General features: G+C 69.4%; 22 protein-coding genes and 1 tRNA gene. 8 read left to right on the forward strand and 15 right to left on the reverse strand.

What is annotated here, in order from left to right; all coding sequences use genetic code 11:
• On the forward strand, window positions 1–208 hold a 208-nt coding region (locus E6G06_07290; protein TML91940.1), incomplete at its 5' end, for an HNH endonuclease.
• 62 nt (window positions 209–270) lie between these two features.
• On the opposite strand, the gene E6G06_07295 is transcribed toward E6G06_07290, so the two are convergent.
• Together E6G06_07295 and E6G06_07300 are read right to left on the reverse strand one after the other, a co-directional pair.
• Window positions 271–352 (reverse strand) — tRNA-Leu (locus E6G06_07295).
• Window positions 353–735: 383 nt separating this feature from the next.
• On the reverse strand, window positions 736–1347 hold the full coding sequence (locus tag E6G06_07300) for a hypothetical protein (GenBank protein TML91941.1): 612 nt from the start codon (window positions 1345–1347) through the stop codon (window positions 736–738).
• A gap of 116 nt (window positions 1348–1463) precedes the next feature.
• Between E6G06_07300 and E6G06_07305 the strand changes: the two genes are divergently transcribed.
• The gene (locus E6G06_07305) at window positions 1464–1907 is read left to right on the forward strand and encodes a YbjQ family protein (GenBank protein ID TML91942.1); all 444 of its coding nucleotides are present in this window, start codon (window positions 1464–1466) and stop codon (window positions 1905–1907) included.
• A 57-nt stretch (window positions 1908–1964) separates the two neighbouring features.
• The gene (locus E6G06_07310) at window positions 1965–3176 is read left to right on the forward strand and encodes a hypothetical protein (protein ID TML91943.1); all 1212 of its coding nucleotides are present in this window, start codon (window positions 1965–1967) and stop codon (window positions 3174–3176) included.
• A gap of 1254 nt (window positions 3177–4430) precedes the next feature.
• On the opposite strand, the gene E6G06_07315 is transcribed toward E6G06_07310, so the two are convergent.
• From E6G06_07315 to E6G06_07330, 4 genes are all read right to left on the reverse strand, one after another.
• Window positions 4431–5447, reverse strand: a complete 1017-nt coding sequence (locus E6G06_07315; GenBank protein ID TML91944.1) for an aminoglycoside phosphotransferase family protein — start codon at window positions 5445–5447, stop codon at window positions 4431–4433.
• Between the two features lie 5 nt (window positions 5448–5452).
• A complete protein-coding gene (locus E6G06_07320) occupies window positions 5453–6070 on the reverse strand; it encodes a dihydrofolate reductase (protein TML91945.1) in 618 nt (205 codons plus the stop codon).
• Window positions 6071–6169: 99 nt separating this feature from the next.
• Window positions 6170–7048 (reverse strand): hypothetical protein, encoded by an 879-nt coding sequence (locus E6G06_07325; protein ID TML91946.1) that lies wholly within the window; start codon window positions 7046–7048, stop codon window positions 6170–6172.
• A 391-nt stretch (window positions 7049–7439) separates the two neighbouring features.
• Entirely contained in the window at window positions 7440–9107 is a 1668-nt protein-coding gene (locus E6G06_07330) for a glycosyltransferase family 39 protein (protein ID TML91947.1), read from the reverse strand.
• Window positions 9108–9220: 113 nt separating this feature from the next.
• Between E6G06_07330 and E6G06_07335 the strand changes: the two genes are divergently transcribed.
• Window positions 9221–10861, forward strand: coding sequence for a hypothetical protein (locus E6G06_07335; protein ID TML91948.1), 1641 nt, complete (start codon window positions 9221–9223; stop codon window positions 10859–10861).
• On the opposite strand, the gene E6G06_07340 is transcribed toward E6G06_07335, so the two are convergent.
• Genes E6G06_07340 through E6G06_07350 form a run of 3 tightly spaced genes read right to left on the reverse strand, consistent with a single transcriptional unit; the run spans window position 10835 to window position 13237 of the window.
• Window positions 10835–11533, reverse strand: a complete 699-nt coding sequence (locus tag E6G06_07340) for a hypothetical protein (GenBank protein TML91949.1) — start codon at window positions 11531–11533, stop codon at window positions 10835–10837. The genes E6G06_07335 and E6G06_07340 overlap by 27 nt on opposite strands.
• 49 nt (window positions 11534–11582) lie before the next feature.
• Complete coding sequence (locus E6G06_07345) at window positions 11583–12539, reverse strand: NAD-dependent epimerase/dehydratase family protein (GenBank protein TML91950.1); 957 nt, start codon at window positions 12537–12539, stop codon at window positions 11583–11585.
• Window positions 12536–13237, reverse strand: a complete 702-nt coding sequence (locus E6G06_07350) for a TetR/AcrR family transcriptional regulator (protein TML91951.1) — start codon at window positions 13235–13237, stop codon at window positions 12536–12538. The genes E6G06_07345 and E6G06_07350 overlap by 4 nt, the downstream gene beginning before the upstream one ends.
• 96 nt (window positions 13238–13333) lie before the next feature.
• On the opposite strand from E6G06_07350, the gene E6G06_07355 reads away from it, so the two are divergent.
• Complete coding sequence (locus E6G06_07355; protein ID TML91952.1) at window positions 13334–13771, forward strand: TIGR03618 family F420-dependent PPOX class oxidoreductase; 438 nt, start codon at window positions 13334–13336, stop codon at window positions 13769–13771.
• Window positions 13772–13843: 72 nt separating this feature from the next.
• Window positions 13844–16660, forward strand: coding sequence for an EAL domain-containing protein (locus E6G06_07360; GenBank protein TML91953.1), 2817 nt, complete (start codon window positions 13844–13846; stop codon window positions 16658–16660).
• A 162-nt stretch (window positions 16661–16822) separates the two neighbouring features.
• Here E6G06_07360 and E6G06_07365 read toward each other — a convergent pair whose 3' ends face one another.
• A complete protein-coding gene (locus tag E6G06_07365) occupies window positions 16823–17911 on the reverse strand; it encodes a hypothetical protein (GenBank protein TML91954.1) in 1089 nt (362 codons plus the stop codon).
• Between E6G06_07365 and E6G06_07370 the strand changes: the two genes are divergently transcribed.
• Window positions 17784–18779 (forward strand): aminoglycoside phosphotransferase family protein, encoded by a 996-nt coding sequence (locus E6G06_07370; protein TML91955.1) that lies wholly within the window; start codon window positions 17784–17786, stop codon window positions 18777–18779. The two genes, E6G06_07365 and E6G06_07370, sit on opposite strands and share 128 nt — an antisense overlap.
• Before the next feature lie 10 nt (window positions 18780–18789).
• On the opposite strand, the gene E6G06_07375 is transcribed toward E6G06_07370, so the two are convergent.
• Complete coding sequence (locus tag E6G06_07375) at window positions 18790–20334, reverse strand: polysaccharide pyruvyl transferase family protein (GenBank protein ID TML91956.1); 1545 nt, start codon at window positions 20332–20334, stop codon at window positions 18790–18792.
• Between the two features lie 911 nt (window positions 20335–21245).
• Between E6G06_07375 and E6G06_07380 the strand changes: the two genes are divergently transcribed.
• Window positions 21246–21848 (forward strand): ATP-dependent Clp protease proteolytic subunit, encoded by a 603-nt coding sequence (locus E6G06_07380; protein TML91957.1) that lies wholly within the window; start codon window positions 21246–21248, stop codon window positions 21846–21848.
• A gap of 15 nt (window positions 21849–21863) precedes the next feature.
• On the opposite strand, the gene E6G06_07385 is transcribed toward E6G06_07380, so the two are convergent.
• From E6G06_07385 to E6G06_07400, 4 genes are all read right to left on the reverse strand, one after another.
• Window positions 21864–23000, reverse strand: coding sequence for a hypothetical protein (locus E6G06_07385; protein TML91958.1), 1137 nt, complete (start codon window positions 22998–23000; stop codon window positions 21864–21866).
• Between the two features lie 89 nt (window positions 23001–23089).
• Complete coding sequence (locus tag E6G06_07390; GenBank protein TML91959.1) at window positions 23090–24256, reverse strand: hypothetical protein; 1167 nt, start codon at window positions 24254–24256, stop codon at window positions 23090–23092.
• A 173-nt stretch (window positions 24257–24429) separates the two neighbouring features.
• The gene (locus tag E6G06_07395; protein TML91960.1) at window positions 24430–25560 is read right to left on the reverse strand and encodes a hypothetical protein; all 1131 of its coding nucleotides are present in this window, start codon (window positions 25558–25560) and stop codon (window positions 24430–24432) included.
• 190 nt (window positions 25561–25750) lie between these two features.
• Window positions 25751–26461 (reverse strand): hypothetical protein, encoded by a 711-nt coding sequence (locus E6G06_07400; GenBank protein TML91961.1) that lies wholly within the window; start codon window positions 26459–26461, stop codon window positions 25751–25753.
• Between the last annotated feature and the right edge of the window lie 50 nt (window positions 26462–26511).

The raw sequence follows: 26511 nt of genomic DNA on the forward strand, positions 1-26511 counted from the left end.
CGGCGTGCGCCGGCGCCTGTTCACCGGCGCCACCCGCCGCGCGGTCGAGGTGCGCGACCGGGAGTGCTTCCACGAGTTCTGCGAGCGTCGTGCCGACGAGTGCGAGATCGACCACGTGCAGCCGTACTCGGTGGGCGGGCTCACCGTCGAGGACAACGGCCGGCTGGCCTGCGGCTACCACAACCGTCTGCGTCACCGACGAAGCTAGCCGCCGCCTCGGCGGCGGCGAACTCTGCGAAACCATCGACGGACCTCGACCAGGTGTGGGAGTGCGGGCGAGAGGAGTCGAACCTCCATCCCTCTCGGGACCGGGACCTAAACCCGGCGCGTCTACCAGTTCCGCCACGCCCGCGCGACCTCGTGACCTGCGGATTTACGTTAGCGGGAGGGACCCGGATGCAGGGCGGCCGGACAAGCGCGCATTCAGCGGGGAGGACGACGAAGGAAGGCTCGCGATGCTGCCCGCCGAGCGCGGCCTTCAGCGGTGGACCCCGCCCACTTGACGCCGCCGCTGATCCGCTCGACTCGCTCGGCCCGGCCCTCCGCCTGAAGGCGCTGCAATTCAACATGGGCTTTCCCGACGCGTCGTAAGAACTCGAGCTCGTTGTCGAACGCCGCCACCACTGTGTTCCGGCGCTCCCGCCGGGTGGGGTCGTACCGATACCAATGGACGATCCATCGGTCCACGGCGTCGTCGTCAGGATCGACTTCGGCCACGGGAAGCGTAAGCGACTGTCATTTCCAGGGCACAGAGGAGCCCCAGCGGTTGAGAAAGGTTGTCTCGGCTGTCGGCTTGCGGACGTTCGGACCGAAGTTGCCCCTCGGATAGCCGAGCGGCACGCAGAAGTGGAAACCGACGTCGTCCGGGATGCCGAACATCGTGTGGAAGCGAGCCATGACGGACGGGTGGAGCGTCGTGGGCACCGAGCCGATCCCGATCGCGCGCGCCGCGAGCATCAAGTTCTGCACTGCCGGAATCACGGAGTCGGGCGGCCCGTTGTGCATCGCCAAAGCGAACACGATGCAAGGGACCTCGCGCATTGCGTCGGCCAATCCGGCGGCAGGATGGTAACGCGATGGAAGGTCTTCCCAGTGCTCGAAGCCCTCGTCGCGGCGCTTCGCCCACCATGCCTCGTGGTAGAGGGTGCCGAACTCCCGGATCGCGCCTCGATCACTGACGAGCAGAAACCGCGCGATCTGTTGGTTACCGCCATTCGGCGCCTTGACCGCTGCCTCGAGTATGAGGCGGACGTCATCGAGCGGAATCGGGTCAGGCCGGAACCGCCGGATCGAGCGCTGCGTGAAGATCGCCTCCCCGAGTGGCATTGACAAGCGCGTGTAGTCCATGGGCTGGGCCTCTCCGAACCGGCGTGGTGACGGGAGTCTCACGCGGCCCAACGCTCGGCGCTACAGATTTCGAGACAGTTCGGAGCGGGCATCTCGTGATCCGCCTACCGTTCGGCATGCTCATCACAACGGCGTTTGACTTCCCGGGCTATGAGACGGTCGCTGTCCAAGGCGAGATCTTCGGACTCACGGTTCGCGCACGCAACATCGGCTCCGGATGCGCTGCCGGACTGCGTTCCATCTTTGGCGGCGAGATACCCCAGTTCACGAAACTTCTGGCTCAGAGCCGTAACGAAGCGATGGCTCGCATGATCGAGGAGGCCCGTATGCGCGGATCGAACGCGATCGTCGCGATGCGATTCGACTCAGGTGCTATCGGGCAGTGGAGTGAGATCTGCGCGTACGGCACCGGCGTGTGGGTCAAGCCGCTGAGTGACGTCGCAAAGGAGCAGTACGATGCGCTGGTCGCCGCCGGGCAGCTCCCACATCAGGACACGTACCAGCTTCGGGTCAGCGAGCTACAGCGAACAGAGACCGTTCCCGGCGCACCGCCTCGGTGAGCACAGAAGCTGGAGCACCGAGCGGCACTGCCGCCTCGAGGCTCGCTCTGTACCCTTGTGGCGATGAGAAGACGCGCTGTTGTTGTCATCACCACAGCGGCATGTCTCCTTTTCACCTCCTGCGACTGGGCCCAGTACCGCTACGGTCCAAGCCACACCGGGCACAACCCCGCGGAGACGGTCATCACCCCAGACAACGTGTCGCAGCTGCAAGCGGCGTGGTCCGGACCCCAACTCGGCATCCCACACGACCCGTTGGTGGCAGAGGGGTCGGTCTTCATCGCCTCTGACGACGACATCCGACCCTCCACCCTTTCGGCCCTTGACCCACACGACGGCTCTGTTCGCTGGTCACTCACCTACCCGAACTCCATCGGAGGCTGGGGCCCTCCGGCCTACGCCGGAGGTCTGCTCTACGTCTCCGTTTGGACCGGCGTCGACGGAACCTTGAACGCCTACCGGGCCAGCGACGGGACGCTGGTTTGGTCTTCTCCGAGCCCAGCTCCCAGTGGCGCGCCCGCCGTCGTCGGCCACGTCGTCTACCACGGCTTCGGTGTTCTCGACAGAACTGGTTTCTCGCACGGCTGGCAGGCGCGCGACTCTGCCAGCGGAGAGGTGCTCTTTGGGGCACGGGCGTCGGGGATCGGCCTTCCCAGTGTCGCCGTGGCAGACGGCATTCTCTACGCCGGCGCGGGCGCGTATGACGCCACCGGGGTCGTGAACTGCAGCGGCGGCCCGCCGAAGACCTGCACGCCGCTGTGGTCCTACACGATCGCCGGATCCACGCCCGCAGTCAGCGACGGGCTCGTGTATGTCACGACCGACTCCGGGGAACTCGCGGTCTTCCCGGCAATGGGCTGCGGCCAGCCGACGTGCGCGCCGATCTGGAAGGCCACCGTGGGCACCCTGGCGGTCTCGCCGGCCGCGGTGGCTCGTGGCGTGGTGCTCGTGAACGCGCAAGAGGGGTCCCTGTATGCCTTCCGGGCGACCGGCTGCGGCACGCCAACCTGCTCGCCGCTCTGGATCGGCGTCATGCAAGGCTTCAGCGGTCCGCCTTCGGTGGCCAACGGCATCGTGTTCGCGGCTGCCAACGACGGCAAGCTCCACGCGTTCTCGGCTGGCGGTTGTATCGGGGGAGTCTGTCAGCCGTTGTGGACGGGTTCGCTGACGGGGGGCGAGCCACTCACGACGCCGGTCGTGGCCAATGGCAGTGTGCTCGTGGGTACAACGGACCGCAGACTCCACGCTTATCGCTTGCCCGCTCCGTAGCGTTCGCCTGCCACCAGAGCCGGGACTCTCTGGCCGAGTCTGCAGCAAGCCATTCGATCGCCCCGGCGCAGACCTCGGGTCCAGCACACTCCACAACCGTCCACGGAGTCCTAGCTCGCGGTCGAGGGGCGCGCCGCCACCTATTCGTTGCAGGTCTCGAGCAACCCCCACGTCGGACGCCCTTTGCGCACGAAGCCGGTGAGCGTGTCGTCGTCAGGTCACCGAGCACGCTCACACGAAGCACGCGTGTGCCCTGAGTGTGTCCGCGCTGGACACCACTCCCGGCCGCGTCGTCGGCCGTCACGAGGCTCGCGAACTGGCGTCGATAGGCGGAAAGCACCGTGGCGGGATCGCCGTCGATGCGCAGCACCACCACGGCACTCCCGACCGCGCAGTCGGTGCCGATCACCGCGTGTGCAACTGGTCGGCTGTGGCCTTCGACTCTGACTCGTATCCCCTGCGCATCGGGGAGGGCCACCGGGAGTAGCTGGCCCGGACGAGGCAACGACGGCCAGCGGGCCGCAAGGGACGGCGGCGCGGGCCCGAACTGCGTCGCTGGAGTCGGGCCGGATGTCGGTGGTACCTGCGCAGTGCCCTCGCGGTAGGTGAGCGTGACGAGCTCAGCGGGACGCCACGGGACTCCGACTGGCGGCGCAGCAGCAGTTGAAACGACCGAGTGCGAGACCCGGTGGTCCGAGCGCCCGCCGCCGCGCACAGATAGCCCTCAGCGGCATCGGTCCCGCAGTACACGTCGGGACGGGGAACTTCGGGTATCGACGGCCCTGACCAACGGTCGCCCGAACGGAGGGTGAGGCCGTGGCGCTCGGCCTGCCGCAGGTAATGACGAACAACCTCGCGGGGGTCACCGGTGACGAGGAGCAGCGCGCGCCACCCCCCGTCTCGGAACGGGAGATTGGCGAGCGCCTCATCGGCCCCGAGGGGAAACACGTCGGCCATGAGCGCCGCGCCCGCGGCAACAGTGAAGCCATTCCCCAACTCGGCACCTGGAGGTCGCGTTGCTCCTGTGAGAGTCGGGATGCCGTGGAGCTTCTTGGTGGCGGTGGAGGGCTTCTCCGAGCTACACGCGGCGAGGGCAACCACCACGACGAGGAGGCGGGGGAGCCGGTGGTGCACACGACAAGGATCCCACGAGGGCGTGGCCCGATCGGCGCGTCAGATGCCCTGATCCCAGAGCGCGGAGCAGATCTGGCGCTTGCTCGTCGGGGACAGTTGCGGCGGCATCTCGCCGCGCTGTCACGCGTCGATCTCTCTGTCGAGCTTGCCGAGCAGCATGGCGAGCGACGGGTTGGGGACGCCACCTTCTCCCGGCCCCATCCGGGCGACCCATGCCTGTCGATACGCCAGGTAGAACGACCCCAGCACCGTCAGTCGCTCCGCGACGTCCGGCGCTGGTTCGTAGCCCTCGACCACGCGCGGGAACAGGTCCGGTTGCCGCGCGTGGTGGACGCGCAAGATTCCCTCAGAGGGGCTCGCGAGATGGCAACCGGTGATGGCGAGGTCCCACACGGGGTCCCCGACCTGCACATCGCCCCAGTCGACGAACCCGGTGACGCCGCCGTGTTCGGGGTCGACGAAGACGTGCATCCGTCCAAGGTCGCCGTGGAGGAACACTCCCTCGGTGATCGCCTCGGTGGCCCTCCTCGCCAACTCCATCTCGTCACGCATGCTCTGCGCCTGTGCGGGGGTAAGAGCTCCGAGGGACACGAGCTCCTGCAGCGCCGGCTCGAGCTCAGCGCTGATCTCCTCGGGCCAGGACTCGCTCTTCCCTCGGACCTCACCGGTGCGCTCGAAATGCGCCCGGTCCGCCCAGCCGAAGCCGACCAGCTTGAGCTCGTGCAACCGTCGCAACAGCGCGCCGGCCTCACGAGCAGCCTTGACGGCAAGTTCGAGCGGCAGACGATCGTCGATGAGAGGAACTCCGCCAACCTTGCGCAGCGCGAGGTACGGGAACGGCGCGGACCGGTCAATCGCGATGACCTCCGGCGCCGGGACTCCGACTGAACGTGCGCGTTCGCACGCCCAGGCCTCGATACCGAACTCGTCGCGAGTCCCACATTTCACAATGGTGGTTCCGGCATCGAACACGATGTGGTCGTCGGCACGTTGGATCACGACGAGGTCGCCCGCGTCGGCGAAACGTCCGATGGACGCCGCCGCCTCTCGCAAGTCGATCACTCCCGAACAGTAGGAGACCGGCAGGCCGCCGGACCCGCCGGAGCTGCTGCGGCGGCGCCGCCGCGTCGGCGTCACTACAGCTAGTCATCTCCGGCGAGGTTGCCGTAGGTGGGAGCTCCGGCAGTCTCGTAGCTGAGCTGGAGCGTGCCGTTGGGGTAGGTGACGGACTCGGTCAGGAGCAGCCTGGTCGGTACGGTCCCGTCGGCGAACACCTGCTTGCCGTTGCCGAGCAGCAGCGGGTACAGCCACAGGTTCAGTCGGTCGATCAGGCCGAAACGCAGGAGTGACTGCACGAGGTCAAGGCTGCCTATGACATGGACCTCGTCGTGGCGCTCCTTCACGGCGGTGATCCTTTCGACGAAGTCACCAGTGACGAGCGTCGAGCCCTGCCATGTCAGCGGGCCGGTCAGCGTGCGGCTCGCGACGTACTTGGGCACGCGATTGAGCAGGTCGGTGAACGGGATCTCGTCGGGAGCCGTTGGCCAGTAGTCGGCGAAGATCTGATAGGTCTTCCGGCCGAGGAGCAGGGCGTCCATGCTCCTCGCGTGCTCGAACATGGCGCTGCCGGACTCTTGATCCACCAGCGGCGCCTGCCATCCGCCGTGCACGAAGCCGCTGTCGCGATCTTCGTCGGGCCGTCCAGGGGCCTGCGCCACCCCGTCCAGCGTCACGAACTCGGTCACGATGAGCTTGCCCACGATGTCTTCCTCCTCCTGGTGGCGACGACACCAGTTGAGACCTCAATCACGCGCAGGATTCATCGCTGACCCGCCATCGGGTGTGGTGCATCTGTAGCTCTACCGCCAGAACAGGAGGCCCGGTGTGCGTGCCCCGAGCCACAGATGGTGGGGATAGAAGCGACTCGCGGCGGCGACGAGATTGGGATCGTTCGTCGGTTCCACCGCAACCGAGATCTGGCAGTGAGCAAGTTGATCGGAGCGCACGATGTGTTCAACACCGTCCACATACGCAGGAAGCGTCTCCGTCGCGTAGCCGATGCCACAGGCGTGGCCGCCGCGGGTCTGTACTGACTTCACGTAGGGGGCGGCCACTCGGTTGATCAACGCATCACGTCCGTAGCCGTGGACCGAAGGCAGGAGAGCCAGGGGTGCGGCGACAAGGACGAGCGCCGGAAGCCGAATCGACGCCAGGCCGACCGCCGCGGCGAGCGCCACCGCCGGAATGCTCCAGACGAAGAAGCGAGAGTACAGGTCGCGGGGGGCGAGCAGCCAGAGGAGGACAACGATCGCGAGGTACAGCGTGGCCAGCGTCCTCGCCTCGCGACGGGCGCGGAGCGACCACAGCGTCACCGCGACACCAGCCCCGATGATGGCCATCGCCACGGGCTCCCGCCCGAGGAGATCTCCCGCCAGCGTCGCAAGGAACTTCGGGTGGAACACGCGGCCGCGACCCGTCTTGGCCATGAGCGCGACGAGGCCCACGTACACAGTGAGGCCCAGCACGGTCACCACCAGCCAGCGAGTGCGCCACTCGGCGGTGATTCGCCCGCGTGTCCAGAGCCAGGCGACGTGGCCGAGCAGCACCAAGGCCATGTAGAGATGTGTGGCGAGCCCCAACGTCGAAACCGCGACGTAGCCGATGCTCTTCGCGCGAGACGATGAGCGCTCGAGGTCGAGCAGCAGAACCGTGGCGGCAAGCCCGCACAGACAGACCAAGCTGTAGCCGCGGACCTCACGCCCCCGGCGGTCAGCCCGATCCGCGGACCCAGTCGCCGCCCTGCGACGCCGACCAGCAGGCCCACACAGGCGGCGGCGGCCGCGATCGGAAGCAGGCGCATCACCGAGCTGCTGGCACTGCCGGTGACGGAGTAGACGAGATGTTCGAGGAACGAGAACGCGGGGTGGTTGTTGAACACGACCTGCCGGCGAAATGGATCGAGGAGCGACTCCGTGCGCACGAACTTCGCCACGGTGACCGAGCCGTCGTAGTCGAAGGCTCGACCGGAGCCAGGCAGATATGCCGCGGCCGTGACGAGGGCGGCGGTGATGCCGAGCACTGTCGAGCGTCGCGGCGCCGCCACGGCATGGAGCGTACGTGCGTGGAGGCTCAGCCGCGACTTCGCACCGACGCATCGCCCGAGCACACGTCGACCGGCATGGTCGGACCCGGCCTCGGATCGACGGGTGCGTCGAAGCGATAGAGGAGCACGCTTCCACCGATCGTCCCCACGGGGCAATACGCGCGCAGCCATGACAGCGCGTCCCGATCGACCGTTGCGAGTCTCGTCGCGGACACCGCGACCCAACCGAGCACCTTCGCGGTCGGGGCACCGAGCAGTGGGCGGCTCCCGGGTGGCGGGTCGACGCCGCGAGGCAAGAGGAGGTCGACCAGGGGAGCCCGTCCCGCTGCCCAGTCGCGGACGCGACCGGCGTCCTGCCCGTAGTCGACGTTGGAGTCGGTCGCATAGCGGTATGCCGGCTGAAACGGTGGTGGCGTCCACGCGATCGCGTGGGGATAGGCAACGGCGAACGCCGCGAGCTGCGTGACGGCCAATGCAGTCGCGCCGATGCGCCGCCACAGGCGCGTGCCGAGCAACACGACCGGTCCGGCGGCGACGAACCACAGCGCGAGCGACGGAAACGCGTAGCGCAGGCCCAGGTCGAGTGGCTGAGCCGCGACGACCACACACAACACGAGGGCGGGGAACGCGATCACGGCGATTGCTCGGCGGACATCGGCCCGCGGGACCCGCGACCAACCCAGCGGTCCGATCACCAATGCGACCATCGCAACCAGCGGGACCTTCACGAGCACGGCCCCGAGGAAGTACCACCAGCGTCCGCCGTTCCACGCCTGGCCGAAGAGGTAAGCGGGCCTTGCCGTGGACGTGAGGACGAGATAGGCGAACCCCGCGGCCCACTCCTTGGGCCACGGGATGGCGAGCACCAGGCGGCTCGAGAAGGAGTTGCCGCGACCCGCCTGGATGATGTTGTCGAGCCGTGACCCGCCGGCGCCGCCGGGAGGGGACGCGACGACCCGCACGACGACCCACACCGTGGCCCACGACACGAACGCGACGATCGCCGCCTGCTGCAGGGCGGCGCGGCGAGCTCGCCGGACGCCTTCGACGGCGATGACCACGACCGCGATCGCAACCAGAACGAGCCCGAGATGACGCACGAGCAAGCCGGCGCCGGCGACGAGCCCCACGACGAGGGCCCGCAGTTGCGATGGCGCCTCGAGAAACCTCAGCAGCGCGAAGCTGACCCCGAGCGTCGTGAGCGTGAACGCGACGTCGATGCTGACAATGTGACCGAAGCCGACGAACACCGGTGTGGTGAGCCACAACCCGGCCGCCAAGACCCCTGCCGGCTCGCCGAACAACCTCCGGCCGAGCAGGTAGAGCATCAACGCGATCGCGAGACCCTCGAGCAGCGGGACCAGACGGGACAGGAACACGACGCGGCGGAGGCGGCCTGCTGTCGTGTTGGCGCGCACGAACTCGTCGGTGTTGTCGAACCAGTCGCCGGACTTGTAGCCGGGGCCGTCGGGTACCACGGGATGAGCGAGCAACGCGGGAACCGCGGGCAACACGCGGGTCAGCACACCGTGCTCGGGCATGAGTCGCAGATCGTGGCGGACGATGCTCGTGACGCCCGCGGCGACGTCGATGGCTTCGTCGACCGTCGGTGCATCGCGCCAAGCTTCGATCAAGCCGGTCGCGAGGAAGATCAGCGCCAGCGGGAGGAGCACGAGAGCGGTCCGCCGGCGCACCCGGTCACCGTAGTGCCGGCTCGCGCCCGCTCAAGCGCTCCCGGCGACGGACCGATGACCCCTCCAGGGCCTCTTAGCCGGTTGGCGACGCGGCGACGTGACCGGGAGACGACGTGCAACAGGTCGAGGAGCGAGGGGCCGGTGTCGCACCGGCGCGGACCGCTATCCGCCAAGCCTCTCGCCCGTCCAGCTTCCGCGTGCTCTGCGCGCTCGCGGCCGGGTGGGTCCTCCTGCTGCACGTCGTCGCGACCGGACGGGGGATGAGCGTTTCGGAGGACAGTGCCCTCTACGTGGGTGCGGCGCGCAACCTTCTCGCCGGACACGGGCTCACCCTTCCGTTCGGCACGCCGGAGCCCGTGCTCCTCACCCAGTTCCCGCCGTTCTATGCGGCGCTGCTCGCGGCACACAAGCTGATCGGGCTGCCGATGCTCGAGTTCGCTCGTTGGCTCAATTTGCTCTTCGCGGTGGTGACCGTGCTGCTCGTCATCCGTCTCAGCCGGTCGCTCACGGACGGCGCGCTCGGCACCGCGGCCCTGGCGGCAGTGCTCGTCGTCTCGTCGACCCGAATGATCGCGGTCGACGCGATGGTCATGTCAGAACCGGCGATGATCTGCCTCGGCACGCTCGGGCTCGTCGTGCTCATTCGGTTCCTCGGGCCGCGAAGCGGCGCGTCGCTCACGCTGCTGCTCGTCGCCGCGGGGCTGGCCGGTCTGGCCGCGCTCACGAGGTATGTCGGCGCGGCCTACGGCCTCACCGGGCTCATCGTCCTCGTCGGTGCCGTGCGTCGACGTCGGTGCCGCGTCCGCACCGTCGTCATCTATGGCGTAGTGAGTCTCGGACCGCTCGTCTGCTTCCTCGCCTACAGCGTCCTGCGGGCGGCCCGGCCGGTGAACCGGCCGTTCGGTGTGCATCCCCCGGCGGCGGCAGACCTGCGCGCGCTGATCGACACCTTCGGCTCATGGCTCTGGTCCGCTCCCGGCTCCGCCAGGACGCTTGCGGGCGTCGTGGCCGTCGGACTGACAGTGCTCGCGCTCGTGCAGCTTCGATCGAGGCAGGCGGCGGACCGGGACGCCAGCCGCGACGTGACGTCGACCTTGGGCGTCTTCGCGGTCGTGTACGTGCTGGGGGTGCTCGCGTCCGCCACGTTCGTCGACGCGAGCATCCCGGGTGATGCTCCTCGCATCCTGTTGCCGGTTCTCCCGGTGGTGGCGGTCCTCCTCACGGCCGGTCTGCGCGACGCGGTGCGACGGGCGCGACTCTCGAAGATGGCCCTCGCCGCGTTGCCGATCGTGGTGGTGATCGCCGTCGTCGTGCCGCATGCGACCAACTCGGTTCGCTGGGCGAGGTACGCCCGCCGGAACGGGGTGGCAGTGAGGGCGAGGGAGGAAGGGCGATGGCCTCTGCTCGCGAGGATCCGGGACACACCTCGAGCCATCACGATCTACTCGAATGACGCCCCGCTGCTCTACCTCCTGACTGGTCGCCACGTCGTCGACGTCCCGACGGACGTCAGCGCCTACACGCGCCGACCCGTGCCCGGGTTCTCGCAGGAGCTCGCGCGCATGGACCACGAGCTACGTGGAGGCAGGGCCGAGCTGGTCTACCTGGACAACGGCTTCTCGCCCTCACGAGAGCGACTCCTCGAGCTCGTCGACCTGACGCCCATCTATCGCTCCCGAAGTGCGACGGTCTTCGTGAGCGCGCGGTGTGCACCCCGCTGCGGCGGCTCAACCGTCGTGGACCCACACGCGTAGAGGACCGACCGTCTCGAACCCGTGGTGCCGGGCGGCGGTCAATCCGTCGCCCGACTCGTAGCCGACGAAGGTCGACGTCGGATGGAGTGCGCTGGCGAGCGCGAGACAGCCCGACCAGGCTGCGGCGGTGACACGCGGTGCCGCGAAGAGGTTCGAGATCCCGACGACCGTCGCGCTGCGGTTGAGGACGGCACCCGCCACGACCCGTTCGCCCGCACGCGCCGCCAACACCTCGACGGTGTCGTGGTCGAGCAACTCGGCTCGGAAGACGCCGGTCGGGCCGTCGTCGCCCCGCCAGGCCTGCTCCCACGTCGTTAGGCCGCCGGGGGTCCGCACCAGGTCCCATCTCGGGCCCGCCCCGTCGGGCGGGCGTGCTCGGCTCGTCCGCACGATCCACGCCGCGTCGAAGAGCACCCGAAACCCGTCGCCAGTCAGGTCGAGGGAGCCGAAGCTGTCCTTGATCGAACACCCCGCCGACACGTCGATCCGAGACAACAGGTCGGGCACGGGCGGATCGTCCACCAGCGTGACGGCGTCGGGGAAGTAGGTCGGGGCTCGCGCCTCACTGGTCCACGCGTCGGCGTCGAACCGGGTCCTCGCACCGTGGGACCGGCACACGACGTCGCACCATTCGGCGTTGTTGGCGGCGGCCGTCGCCCGCCAGGAGCTCATGTCGCATGGGACGTGATGTTCACGGCCCCGACGCGTCGACCGGCCCATGTCACCGGAAGTGGAGGTCGAGCTCGTTGCGATAGCGGGTGCCGAGGGACTCCCCGTTCTCGGCCAGCCAGCTCGAGAGGGCGATCCGGCCGGTCGCGGGTCCTTCGGTGTCGGCCAGTCCGTCGGCCATCGCCCGGTACTCGTCCCGGGTGAGCAGCACGTCCCGCAGCACCAGACCGAGGCCGCGAGAGAGAATCGGCACCAGTCCTCCGGGAACGTGCGCGATGCGGGCTCTGCTGTGCACGGCACGCCTGATCCACTCGACCAGCTCGAGGAATGTGGGTCGCTCCGGTCCCACCGCGTCGATCACCGAGTCCTCGCGATGCTGCGCCGCCTCGACACAGAGCCGGGCGAGATCCTCGACATGGATCCCGCGGACGCGGTAGTCGCCACGGCCTCCGACAGCAAACACGGGAAGGTGGCGCAGCAGCCAGGCGATGTTGTTGATCAGGACGCCGCGCTCGCCGAAGAGGATCGCGGGGCGAAGCACCGCGTACGGAACTCCCGTCTCCGCGAGCGATCGTTCCACGCGTGCCTTCCCGCGAAAGTACGGGTAGGGCGAGTCGATCGACGGGTGCGTGATGCTGATGTGCACGATGCGCTGGACGCCTGCGCGACGGGCAGCGTGGAACAGTGTCTGTGAGCACTCCACGGCCTGATCGTGATCCGTCCGGCCCGCGGCGAAGCGCACCCAGTAGGTGTTGTAGAGCGTGGTCGCGCCGCGCAGATGCGCGACCAGCCCCGGAAGGTCGTCGAAGTCCAACGGCCGGACGTCGATCGCCTGCGTGTCGCGTCTCTCGGCGTGACCGGTCAGCGTTCGCACCTCTCGGCCGCCATCGAGCAGCCGTCGTGCGATGGCGCGACCGGAGTAGCTGAAGGCCCCCGTCACCACGTCGAGCCCCGTGTCGCGCCGCGAGTGATGACCGCATTCGTCGCGCCTGGTCGATGGCGTGCTCATGGTTTCTCCTTCGGGTCGGGCACCGTTGCGCTGAGCACCTCGAACAGGGCTGCGAGGCGCTGTGCCTCGGCGAAGAGCGACTCGGCGGGCCGGCGGTCGGCCTCGAGCTGCGTGAGCATGTCGAGGCCGAGGTACAGGGCGACGATCGCGTGGGCGATGGTCGGGCCGGAGAGCAGCGTTCCGAGCGGCGAGTCGACGAGTGCGTCGCGGATTGCCTGTTCCGCGAACGCGGTCCACGGCGCCAACCGCTTTGCCAGCTCCGCGCCGAGCCCCGGCGTGGACGAGGCGCCCGCGATCAGCTCGGCGAGGACCGTGACGTAACCCGCGTCGAGGTCCTCTCTGAAGATGTCGGCTGCCACCCGCACGAGCTCGGACGGTCCGCGCGCACCCCCGACCGCCGTCGAGTAGCGCGCCAGGCGCAGCTCGCTGACCTCGTCCAGTGCGGCCAGGAGAAGTCCGACCACGGATCCGAAGTGGTAGAAGACGAGGCCCTGGTTGCAGCCGGCCCGCGCCGCGATGGAACGGGCACTCGCGCCGGCGAACCCTTCGTCGCGAAGCGCTCCAATGGCTGCCTCGACGAGCGCCTGCCGGGTTGCCGCGGAGCTCGTCGCTTGATCGCTCGACAGTCGGCTGGCAGTTCCCGGTCGGGCCACGGCCGTCTCCTTCGGTCTCTTGCGCGAGTTGCTTGAGCGATTGATTTGAGCACTCGCTCAAATCATGGCGCCGACGCCGTGGGTCTGTCAACCGCAACCGTGATGGGCGCGGGCCGGGCGCGATCGGTGTAAGCAGTCCGGATGCCCGCCGAGCTCGATCTCGTTCGCCGCCTGGTCGCGGCGGACCAAGGCCTCGCGGTGGTCGCCACCACGCGGCCCGACGGAACCGTCCACGCCTCGCTGGTGAACGCGGGCGTGCTCGACGACCCCGGCACCGGGCGACCATGCGTCGGGTTCGTCGCGCGGGGCGACGCCCGCAAGCTCTCGTACCTGCGCCGGGCGGGCCGGGCGGCGGTGGTGTTCCGCTCGGGTTGGGAGTGGGTCAGCGTCGAAGGGCCGGTGCGCATCGTCGGGCCCGACGACGACGAGGCTCCCGACGCGCTGGCCGCGCTCCTGCGCGACATCTTCACCGCGGCCGGCGGCACCCACGACGACTGGGACACCTACGACCGGGTGATGGCCGAGGAACGTCGAACCGCAGTGCTCGTCGACCCCGCACGCATCACCAGCAACGGCTGAGCGGCAGCTCGCCGCCTGTACCGGCACGCCGGTCACCCCAGAATCCCCTCAACGGGCCCGATCGACGGGCCGATGCTACGGGGGATGACCGATCCCGGGGCCGTGGCCTCGCGCGCGAGTCGCGACGGGCATGGCGCACGAGATGTGCGGCCGACCTCTCCGTGGCCGAGCCCCCGCTCGACGGGCGAGGCAACCAGGTCCCGCCGCGCGTCGTTCACCCGCACGCTCTGGCGTCACCTGCCGAAGGGCAGCACGCTGCCCGACGAAGTGTGGGCTCAGCGCCATCGGTGGATCCTGGTGCTGCTGTGGCTCCACGTCCCGGCCCTGTTCGGCTTCTCGCTGATCCGCCACCAGACCGTGGCGCACAGCACCGTCGAGATGAGTGTGATCGCGATCTTCGCGTTCACGGCTACCACGTTGCGGCCGCGCCGGCGGCTCAGCACGGTGATCACCTCGCTCGGGCTCCTCACGTGTTCGGCCACGCTCGTGCACCTCTCCGGGGGTGTAATCGAGATGCACTTCCACTACTTCGTCATGGTAGGTGTCATCACCCTGTACCAGGACTGGTGGCCGTTCCTCATCGCCATCGCGTACGTGGTGTTCCAGCACGGAGCGGGCGGAGTGCTCGCACCGTCGTCCGTCTACAACCATCAGTCCGCCATCGACCACCCCTGGGCGTGGGCCGCGATCCATGGCGGTTTCATCCTCGGGCTGAGCGCGGCGGGCGTGGCCTCCTGGAAGCTGAACGAGTCACTGCTGCAAGCGGCTTCGGACCGCGAGGAGAAGCTCGCCGAAGCGCAGGGGGTCGCCAGGATCGGGAGTTGGGAGTGGGAGGTCGAGACCGGGCGCGTGACCTGGAGCGATGAGCTCTACCGGCTCTTCGGCGTTGCCGACGTCGACTTCACGCCGTCAACGCGAGCCTCCTTCCCCGGTGTGCATCCGGATGATCAAGCCGCCATCGACGACGATGTGCGCGGCGCGCTCGAAGGAGGGCCTCCGCTGGCCCGCGACTTCCGCGTCGCGCTGTCCGACGGCTCGGTGCGGTGGGTGCACGGCCGGGGCGCGGTGACGTCGTGGATGGATGGGCGCCCGATCGCCATGTCGGGGACCGCGCAGGACATTACTGATCGCAAGCGCGCCGAGGCGCACCTGGGCGAGGCGCTCTCGCTGCTCGGCGCGGCGCTCGACTCCACCGCGGACGGGATCCTCGTCGTCGATGGCCATGGGCGCATCTCGAGGTTCAACCGTCAGTTCGCCGAGATGTGGCGTCTGCCCGACGCGGTGCTCGAGTCAGGTGACGACGACCAGGCTCTCGCCTGGGTGGTCGAGCAGCTGTGCGACCCCGAGGCGTTCCTCACCAAGGTCCACGACCTCTACGCCCGACCGGAAGCCGAGAGCTATGACGTGATCGACTTCCTGGACGGACGCACGTTCGACCGTCACTCGAAGCCCCAGTTCGTCGACGGCGAGGTCGTCGGCCGGGTCTGGAGCTTCCGCGACATCACGGAGCACAAGCGGCTCCAGAACGAGCTCACCCACCAGGCGTTCCACGACGCGCTCACCCAGCTCGCCAACCAGGCTCTGTTCCGGGACCGGGTCGAGCACGCGCTCGTCCGGGCGGGCCGCAGCGACAGTCACCTTGCCGTCCTCTTCCTCGACCTCGACAACTTCAAGACCGTGAACGACAGCCTCGGTCACAATGCGGGCGACGAGTTGCTCGTCGCGATGGCGGATCGTCTCGGCAACTGTCTCCGACCCGAAGACACCGCGGCCCGAATGGGAGGCGACGAGTTCGCGGTGCTGCTGGAGGACCTCCCGGACAAGGGAGAGGCGACCGAGCTCGCCGAGCGAGTGCTCGAGACGCTCCAGCGTCCGTTGACGATTGCGGGACTGGAGATGTTCATCGGCGTGAGCGTCGGAATCGCCTTTGGTGTTCCCGGCACGGACAGCGACCAGCTGCTTCGCAACGCCGATCTCGCCATGTACACGGCAAAGAGTCGGGGGAAGGGCCGCTACGAGATCTTCGAGCCGGAGATGCATGCGATTGCCGTGCGCCGCCTCGAGATGGAGGCAGACCTGCGGAGGGCGCTCGACTTCGGCGAGCTCGTCGTCCACTACCAGCCCATCGTCGCGCTCGCGACGCGGCGCATGTCGGGTGTCGAGGCTCTCGTCCGCTGGCAACACCCCGAGCGTGGGCTCCTTCCTCCCTCGATGTTCATCGGCCTGGCCGAGGAGACCGGGCTCATCCACCAGCTCGGCCGGCAGGTGCTCGAAGCCGCGTGCATGCAGGTTCGTCGTTGGCAGCTTGAACACCCGCGTCATGCGACGCTCAGCGTCAGCGTGAACCTGTCTCCTCACCAGCTCACGTCGGACGTCGTGGTCGAAGAGGTGCGCAACGCGTTAGACGTCTCCGGACTTCCCGCCTCGAGCTTGATCCTCGAGATCACCGAGGGCGTGATGATGCACGACACCGACGCGACCATCCAGCGACTGCGCGCTCTCAAGGCGTTCGGTGTCCGGCTCGCGGTGGACGACTTCGGCACGGGGTACTCGTCGCTCAGCTACCTGCAGCGGTTCCCCATCGACATCCTGAAGATCGACCGGTCGTTCGTGGCGGCCATCGACTCGGGGCAGGACGAGCACTCATTGGCGCGACCGATCGTCTCGCTCGCCCGTTCGCTGCACTTGCAAACCGTGGCCGAGGGCGTCGAGACGGGAGCTCAGGCAGACGTCTTGAGGAAGATGCGCTGCGACCTGGCCCAGGGCTTCTACATGGCGGCCCCCGAGGGCGCGGAAGCGATCGGGGCGCTGCTCCGCGACGAGGGGATCCTCCCGGCCGTCGTACCCGAGGTGGGTGTCACCGAGCAGGTGACGTCGCCCATCGGCTGACAGGCCCGGGAAAGGGTGAAGGGGGGCCCTCCGCCCTCGGCGTAACCCCCCTTCCCCGACCAATCTCCGCTGCGCTGACGGCAACGTAACGGGCGGGCGCGCGGCGCTCAATGAGGCGCATGACCCATTCGGCCGCAGTCCTCTTCTGCCGGCCGGTGCCGGTCAGCCGGCCGGACGCAGCGCGGCGAGCCATCCCGCCCATTCCCGGCGGGCGCGGAAGGACCACGTCTTGTCTCCGCTCGGTCCGGCCGACGCCTGCAGGCCCTCGGCGAGCGCGTGGCGCTTGCCGGCGAGGTCCCAGACGTTCGCCATCCCCTGCGGGGACGTGAACGCGACCGCGGCAGTGGAGGAGTTGACCCCGATGCACCCGACGAGCATGGTCATGGGGGTCGTGGTCGTCACCCCGGCGATCGTCCCCGCAGTGGCGATGACCTTCGAGGCGCTCGTGCCGACGGCCTCGATGGGCGAGTTGGTGTCCACGCCCGAGTAACGCGCGATCCCGCCGCTGCTCTGCGCCGCCGAGGAGAGGAGCCAGGTGTAGTCGGCGGGTTCGGAGTCGCCCGTCACCTTGTAGTAGCCGAACACGTGCGGGTTCGGGATGGAGGTCTCCGACGCGATCGGCGCCCAGTCCGGTGGAGCGCCGCCGGCCACCACCCGCCTGGTGTTCAGGGCCAGGCACGCGACCAGCACGTCGCCGGAGACCGTGCCCGCCGGCTTGGCGACCGTCACCGCGCGCGTCGGGGTCGTGTTCACGACGGTCGCTGCGGCTTCCCGCTTGATGAGCGCGCCGGCGGGAAGCGCCCCCCCGGCGGTCGTGATCAACCACTCCCGGTCGTCGGCCATCGGGTTGCCGGACGTGTCGGTGACGCCGGTGGTCAACCTGGCGCTGTAGACGGCGGTCGGGTCGAGGTCGCGCGTCGGGTCGAGCGTCGCCTTCCGGGTCGACGGGTCGTAGCTCACCAGGGCCGACACGGTTGCCAGCGAGCCGGCGCGCACCAGGGTGAACGTGTCGTTGTTGATCGCGGAGGGTTCGATGGGCTTGGAGAAGGTGGCCTCCACGTTGGCGTCGACGGGAACGGCCGTGTAGGGGTCGGGTGGCGAGACGCTCAGCACCACGGGCGCCTTGGAGTCGAGTCGAGCGGTGGCCTCGGATCCGCCGCACCCTGCGACGGACGAGAGGGTCGAGAGGGAGACGAATAGCCACGCCGACAACCGCGCGACACGGGCGCGCTGCCTTCTCACGCGAAGCATCGATCCCCCTGTCCCGTCTCCGTCGACGAGCGCCGCCTGCTCTCTATCCGACGCAACGGTTCAGCACAAGTGTCGCAGTCCGTGTTCACGGTCTCCATGGGTCCATGGGCCCATTCACGTGACAAGGGAACGGCTAAGGGGCACCGGGTGTCGGCTCGTCGCTACGGTCAGTGCTGTGAGACAACCGGGCCCGCTCCTCGCGTCGGGACGCGACTCGGACATCTTCGAGTGCGGCCCCGGGCTGGTGCTGCGACGGTCGCGTCGTGGGCGATCGATGGCCACCGAGGCCCGGACGATGGACTACGCACGAGCCCACGGGTATCCGGTGCCCGCGGTCGAGGAGATCAGCGACGACGGGACCGAGCTGGTGATCGAGCGCCTCGTCGGGCCCTCGATGGTCGCGGCCATCAGTCGACGTCCGTGGACGATCCGCCACCAGGCGACCGTCCTCGCGGACCTGCACCGTCGCCTGCACGAAATTCCGGGCCCCGACTGGCTCCGTCCGGCTCCTTTTGGCGAGGGCGACCGCCTCCTGCATCTCGATCTGCACCCCCTCAACGTCATGCTCACCGCGAACGGGCCGGTGGTGATCGACTGGCCCAACGCCACCCGCGGCGACGGGTCCACCGACGTCGCGTTGACCTGGGTGCTGATGGCGTGTGGCGGGATCCCGTTCGGACGGGTGAAGGCCGCGGTGCTCGGCCGGGGCCGAGCGATCCTCGTCGACAGCTTCCTGCGGGACTTCGATCTCGACACCGTGCGGTGCCATCTGGCCGACGTCGTCGACTGGAAGGTGAAGGACACCAACATGACCGACGTCGAACGACAGGCCATGTGGCACCTGGCCAGAACCCACGGCTCGGCCTGAGCGAGCTCCGTCAGATCGGCCGCGCGCCGGAGGTGTTCCCGTCGCCGGCTGCGAGCAGGTCGTGGGCCTGCAAGTAGGCGGCCTCCACATCGGTCGCTCGCGCCACCGCGCGGTCATGGTGCTCGCGCAGCAGGGCCACGTCGGCTCGGAGCGCCGACTCGGCGTCCGCGCGGGCTGCGAGCCGGGCGACGACGTGGCGGTGCGCGGCGGTGCGCTCGGCGAGGTCGACCCCCGGGCGGCGGCCGAGGACGACCACAGCGGCCACCCGCCTGAGATGTGCTTCGGCGCCGCGGCGCATGCAAGCGATTCGCTTCGCATCGGGTGGGCCGGCGCCGTCGAGCAGCGCGTCGACTGCGGTTGCGATGTCGGCCGGGCGTTCGAGCAGCCACCGCTCGCGCCCCAGCACCCCGGCGAGCGCGTCGTGCTTGGCGGGTCGGTAGGCGGCATGGCGGAACTGCGCGGCGGGGACGCCGAGTGCGGTCGCGAGCAGCACGGCGTGGTAGCTGGTCGACACGACCACGTCACCGTGGGCGAGGACCGCGACCGCCTCTTCGACCGAGGGGTTGGCGACGACGGAGGCCGACGGCCCGACCCGTTCCGCCAGAGATCGCAGGGTCGCGCCGTCGCCGTGCGTCTCCCCCAGCGCGACGAGCACGAACCTGGCCGTCGGTCGCGTGTGTGTGACGGCAGCCAGGGCGGCGGCGGTCGCCTCGAGCACGGCCGGCGTCGCGAAGGAGAGGTGCGCCACGACGAGCGGCTCACCGGGGCCCGGCACGCGTCGGTCGGCGCGGAGCCGCTCGATGGCCTGCGCACGCACCTGCCGGGGAACGACGTCGTCGATGAGCACGGCGGTGTCGGGCACGACGTCGACCGGCCGCTCCACCCCGGCCGCTTCGAGGCGTGACCTGCTGGCTTCGTCGCGCACCGCCAACAGATCGACGGACGCGGTCGCGGCTCGGAGGAGTGGGGCGAGCGCGTCGGGAACGTCGACGGGCACACCCACCCCGTTCCAGGCGACCGGTCGCACCTCGGCCAGCAAGCCGAGGTCGGTGGCGAACGGCGCGAACGCGATGCGATCGGGCGCGCCCGCGCGCTCGATGACGATCTCGGCGTTGTGCACCAGGTCGCCACCGCCGAGGACGAAGGCGTCGACCGTCGACGCCTGTTGCCAGAACCCCTCGTGCTCGAAAGGCAGGGCTCGGGCGACGGCGCGCTCGAGACCCATCGGGGCGGTCCCGCCGAGCGGACCGACCCACTGCACCTCGACCTCGCCGTTGGCGGCGCGCAGGTGGTGCTCGAGCACGAGCGGGAACAGGAGATCACCGAGGTTGGCGACCTCGAACGTCCCCCAATGGGCGACCCTCGTCACGTGGGGCCCACTGCGATCTGATCGCTCACCGGCGGTGGATTCGATCGGACAGCCGGCGCATCGGCGCGGTGACCTTCCAGCTGGTCGACGCGAGGAGCTCCTCGACGCGCATGGCGTGCGCGGAAGCACGCGCGTTCGCGGCGGCGAGCTCGGCGTCGTACCGAACGAGCTCGGCGCGACAGGCATCGAGACCGGCGTGGAGGTCGGGCACCGAGTCGATCGCCTGCTCGGCCTCGAGCAGCAGGCGCCGGACGTCGCCGGCGCGCGCCGCGTCGCGCTCGGCGCGGCGAGCGCGCGTGTGGGCCGCCGTCACTCCGTTGACCAGATCGTCGATGCTCGCTCGCAGCGTCGTCGGACCGGTGTCGGGACCGAGCAGCGCCGAAGGGGCGCCCGCGGCGCCGGCGATCAGCACGACGCCTTCCGTGGCCGCCGGCGAGGTGGCCGCCCAGGCGTCGGCCACGACCGGTGCCTCACTCACTCCGATGCACGACACCGCTCGCACCACCTGGTCGAACGCGGTGACGGTCCGTCCCGTTCGTCGGAGCGCGGCGCCGGCATCGGCAGCCAGCCGCGGCGCGGCGACGACGGCGATGGCGCCATCGCGGGCGACGAGATCGTCGGCCGTGTCCACGGCGGTGACACCGCCGTACGCAGACGAGAGGACCACGACTGCACTCGCGAACGACCCCCGGGCCAGGTCGATCTCGTGCGGCGAGCCGTGGAGGACGCGAACGCCCGGCGCCACGACTCGGGAAGCGACCTCGACACGCGCCGCGTTGTGCTCCACGAGCACGACTGCACGACGGCTGTCGGCGGCAAGGGTCGAGGCGAGCGCGGCGCCGCCCGCGACCACCATGCACGGGCCGTGGGGCAGTACCGCGGCGAGCCATCGCGCGCGATGTTCGGCGGCGAGGTCGGCCAGCGCCCCGGCGCGGATCGGCAGCGCGGCTGGCAGCTCGGCGGCAGGCACGGCCCGAGGCTACCGGGATGCCGGGGCACCGATGTCGCGGCGCGAAGCCGCGCGATCGCGGTACGTCAGACGACACCCGGCACCGACCTGGTCACCGAGCCCTGCCGCCGGCGGTAGCCTCGACTGCATGCCCAGCGAACTCACGCCTCACCTCGCGCAGACGCCGACGATCGCCGACCGGTCCAACGACGTGTACGGCCGCCTGCTCAAGGAGCGCATCGTGTTCCTCGGCACGCAGGTCGACGACACCATCGCCAACCTCATCTGCGCCCAGCTCCTCCTCCTGGCCGCGGAGGACGACGACCGCGACGTCTACCTCTACATCAACTCACCGGGCGGCTCGGTCACCGCAGGCATGGCGATCTACGACACCATGCAGTACATCGGGTGTGACGTGGCCACGATCTGCATGGGGCTCGGCGCGTCGATGGGCCAGTTCCTGCTGTGCGCGGGCACGCCGGGCAAACGCTTCGCGCTGCCGCACGCGCGCATCCTCATGCACCAGCCCTCGGCTCAGATGCAGGGGGTGGCCAGCGACATCGCTATCCACGCCGAGCAGATCGTCTACACCAAGCGGATCATGGCCGAGCGCATCGCGCTGCACACCGGCCAGACCGTCGAGCAGGTGGAGGCCGACTCCGACCGCGACCGTTGGTTCACCGCCGAGCAGGCGAAGGAGTACGGCATGATCGACGCGGTCATCGAGCGCGCCAAGCAGGTCGTCAGCTGAGGGTGCGGAGGGCGCCTACTGCTTGACCGAGGTGCCGGCGGCGTTGAACTTGCCGCTCTCGCAGGAGTTCGGGAAGTTCGGGTCGGTGGTGCTGGCGCCCTGGTTGAAGATGCAGTCCTGCGCATGGGGAACGACTTTGTACAGCTCGCCGTCGTGCAGCAGGTCGGGCATCGGGAAGGTGATGGTGTAGTCACCGTTGAGCCCGGCCGTCTGCGACGTGGGTGTGATGGCGCCGCCCTCGAGCGTTCCGGTGGACGTCCGCTTCACGAGGATCGTCTTGTTGCCGTGGGCCACGAGGCACGCGGCCTGGTTGCCCGCTGCGACCGGGTCGTCCGGCTGGATCGTCTTGCAGGGGAAGCGGACACCGGTGAGCTGGACCGTCGCCCCGGCCGGGACGGTCGCCCCGCACGCCCCGCCGTTGCACAGCTTGGCCGGGATGGGCGACTTCATGTTGAAGACCCGGAAGCCGATGTGCGCGCCGGGCGTGAGCTGCACGGGGTCGAACTCGGCCACGGGCACCACGCAGGTCCACCCCGAGAGGATCTGGCCCTGGGTGGGCGGGCAGGTCGAGGTGGCGTTGCCGTTGTTGCAGGTCGGCAGGCCGAACGAGGTCAGCACGTCGGGGACCAACGAGCCGGTGGCGCCGTTACAAGACGTCAGGGTCAGCGGGATGGTGCCGGGCAGGTTGCCGCTGCCGTCGAGCGTGAACGTGCCGCTCGACGTGGGGAAGGTCGAGACCGAGCCCAGGCCCCGGCCGTTGGCGAAGTCGCAGCCGTCCTGCAGGTCGCCGTCGCCGCCCTGGCCGGTGGGCGCCACCCGCTTGGCGTTGCACAGCAGCACGGTGACGTTCTGGTTGGGCGTGCCGCCGAACGTAGGGGCGCTCACGTCGACGATGCTCGGTGTCGCGCATGCCGGCCCGTAGGGGCTGGTGTTGAAGCTGCACCCGTCCGCCTTGCTGCGGACGAGGCTGACCGTCTTCTCCACGCCGCCGCTCTTGACGGAGACGTCGTGCCGCCCGTCGACCGGGTCGGCGGGGGCGGCGGGGTTGCCGTTCCACTGGTGGGCGCCGGCAGGTCCCGCGGGCAGGCCCAGCGCGCCGGCGCCCATCATCGCGACGCAGGCTGCGACCCGGCGGAACGACGATGGCTTCACAGCTTCCCTCCTCAGGTGGACGAGTGACGAGGGCCCCCTCCGAAGAGGGGGCCCTCGTGCAGAGTGCGTCCAGCGTTGTGCGGTTCAGGTCAGGTGGCCTTGAACAGCGCCCCCGCGGCGTTGAACAAGCCGCTCTCGCAGGCCCTCACGAGCCAGCTGCTCGTGCCGCCGTAGCCGGCCGAGCCCTGGTTGAACGTGCAGGATGGCGCGTGGGGAACGATCTTGTAGTTCTCGCCGCTCACGAGCCCCGCCGGAACCGTGAAGGTGACGGTGTAGTCACCGTTCACACCCGCCGTCTGGGAGCTTGGGGTGACGCCCGTCAGCGCGCCGTTCGACACCCGCTTCAGGAGGATCGTCTTGGTGGTCCAGGCCGCGAAGCACGAGCCCTGGTTGCCGGACACGGCCGGGTCGTCGGGCTGGATCGTCTTGCACGGGAACCGCACGCCGGTCACCTTGACCACGGTGCCCGCCGAGATGGTCGCCCCGCACGTCGTGTTGTTGCACAGCTTCGTCGGGATCGGCGACTTCATGTTGAACACCCGGAAGCTGACGTGGGCGCCCGGGGTGAGCGCGTTCGGGTCGAACTCGGCCACCGTCACCACGCACGGGAACCCGGTGCTGATCTGGCCCTGGGTGGGCGGGCAGGTCGAGGTGGCGTTGAGGTTGTTGCAGGTCGGCCCACCGAGGGCAGTGATCTGGTCGGGGACATGCGAGCCCGTGGCGCCGTTGCACGAGAGCAGGGTCAACGGGATGTTGCCGGACGGCGGGACGCCACCGCTGCCACCGGTGAGGTTGCCGCTGCCGTCGAGCGTGAAGATCCCGCTCGATGCGGGGAAGCCCGGGATCGAGCTGAGGCCGCGGCCGTTGGCCGCGTCGCAGCCCGACGTCGGGTCGCCCATGCCGCCACTGTCGGTGCCGGCGGCGAACTTGCCGTTGCACAGCAGGATCGTGACGCCCTGTCCGGGCGTCCCGCCGAAGGTGGGAGCGCTCACGTCGACGATGCTCGGCGTGGCACAGGCCGGGCCGTACGGCGCGGTGTTGAAGCTGCAGCCGTCAGCCTTGCTGCGCACGAGGCTGACTTCCTTCTCGACGCCATTGGACTTGACGCTCATGTCGTGGCGCCCGTTGACGGGGTCGGATGGGGCGGCGGGATTGCCGTCGAACTGGTGTGCGCCGACCGGCCCCGCGAGGCCGAGGGCCGCAGCCCCCACCAGCGCGATGCCTGCAGCGAGGCGACGATGTCTCGTGAGCTTCACGTATTCCCTCCGTGGTTAGGTGACGCCGCCGTCATCATTGTGTGAACGCTAAGGCCGTGTCAACGCTGCGTGTCCGCCCCGTTGACGGCTCCCGTCGGCCCGGACGCGACGAGAGCCCCCTCCGGAGGGAGGGGGCTCTCGTGCAGATTGCATGCAGTGTGATGCGGGTTGGGTCAGGTGGCCTTGAACAGGGCCCCCGCGGCGTTGAACGCGCCGCTCTCGCAGGACTTCACCAGCCAGTTGTTCGGGGATGCGTAGCCGGCGTTGCCCTGGTTGAACGTGCAGGTTGGGGCGTGAGGAACGATCTTGTAGTTCTCGCCGCTCACGAGCCCCGCCGGCACCGTGAAGGTGACCGTGTAGTCACCGTTCGTACCCGCCGTCTGGGAGCTTGGGGTGACGCCCGTCAATGCGCCGTTCGACACCCGCTTCAGCAGGATGGTCTTGGTGGTCCAGGCGGTCAGGCAGGTGCCCTGGGCGCCCGCGGTACCGGGATCGTCGGGCACGACGACCTTGCACGGGAACCGCACGCCGGTCACCTTGACCACCGTGCCCGCCGAGATCGTCGCCCCGCACGCCACGTTGTTGCACAGCTTCGTCGGGATCGGCGACTTCATGTTCACCACGCGGAAGCCGATGTGGGTGCCGGGCGTGAGTGCATTGGGGTCGAACTCGGCCACCGGTACCACGCACGTCCACCCGTTGGAGATCTGGCCCTGGGTGGGCGGGCAGGTCGTGGTGGCGTTGGAGTTGTTGCACGTCGGCCCGCCGAACGCGGTGAGCAGGTCGGGGACCCCTGAGCCCGTGGCGCCGTTGCACGACGTGAGCGTGAGCGTGACCGTGCCGGGCAGGTTGCCGCTGCCGTCGAGGGTGAAGACACCGCTCGACGCCGGGAACCCCGGAATCGAGCTCAGCCCCCTGCCGTTGGCGAAGTCGCAGCCGCCCAGCGGGTCGTTGTCGCCACCCGAGTCGGTGCCCGCCGCCCGCTTGCCGTTGCACAGCAGCACGGTGACGCCCTGGCCGGGCGTGCCGCCGAACGTCGGTGCGCTGACGTTGACGGTGCTCGGCGTGGCACAGGCCGGACCGTACGGCGCGGTGTTGAAGCTGCACCCATCCGCCTTGCTCCGGATCAGGCTCACGGCCTTGGAGATGGTGACGTCGTGGCGACCGGGGGTCGAGTTCGGGTCGGCCGGGTTGGTCGGGTCGGGGTTGCCGTTCTGCTGGTGGGCCAGAGCCGGCCCGGTGAGCAGCGCCATGGCGCCGGCCCCGACCAAGCCTACGGTCGCGACCAGCCGACGGTACTTCATGAGTTTCAAGCGTTTTCCTCCTGAGACGACGCGGTGGAGTGGCGGCGGGGTGACGCGTGTGAGAGCCGGATAGCGGATGCTGCGAGCATGTCGCGCCCTCGTAAACCCCCTCCCGACGTCACAAATCCGAAAGCGGTCAGTGACGCCTGCGTCATCATTGTTGACCGGGCGCGCCGGTGTCAATGTCGCCTCAGCGGGGCGCGGTGGTCGCGGGCGGAGCCGTCGTGGTGGTGGGGACCGGGATGAAGTCGGGCTTCCTCGGCGGGGCCGGCGGCGCGTTGACGTCGGCGTCGCTCACGTCGGTGGTATAGGCGACCGCGATCTCCTGGTACGGGTCGTCCTTCGTGCCGCCCGAGTAGTAGAGGACCGCGCCGACCTCGTTGACGCACGTCTGCGACTCGACCACCGCCTCGGTCGCGTTGTACGACCAGCAGTCGACCACCTGGCCCAGGATCTTGCGCGCGGTCGGGTGCCCGCCGGCTTCGTGGGCGATGCCGAGCTGGCGCTGGTAGTCGGGGCCCAGGTTCTGGCGGAACGAGAAGCCCTGGGGGGGCGTGTCCTCCTCGCACTGGAACGCCGATCCGTTCTGCCTGCACGCGATGAGCGAGCCGCTGCCGGACGCGTAGTGGCGGGTGTTGCCGGTGGTGGCCATCGTGTCGACGCGGGCCTTGCCACCCTTCCAGTACGAGGTCACGCGCTTCAGCCCCGCGCCCTGGGCGTCGTAGGTGACCTTGAAGCTCGCCTCCGGCAAGCGGTTGATGTCGGCGTACACGGCCTGCATGGTGCCGCGCTTCACGGCGGCCTTGGAGTCGTTCCCGCACGCGGCGAGCGCCAGAGCGATGAGCACGGTCACCGCGGCGATTCCCTTCAACGGCGTGCCCTCGAACGGCGTGCGCTTCATGCGCGCAGTATCGCTCATCGTGCCGGGCGGCGAGTCGCGGGCTGGCGCCG

It is taken from the genome of Actinomycetota bacterium, assembly GCA_005888325.1.
Lineage (GTDB): Bacteria > Actinomycetota > Acidimicrobiia > Acidimicrobiales > AC-14 > AC-14.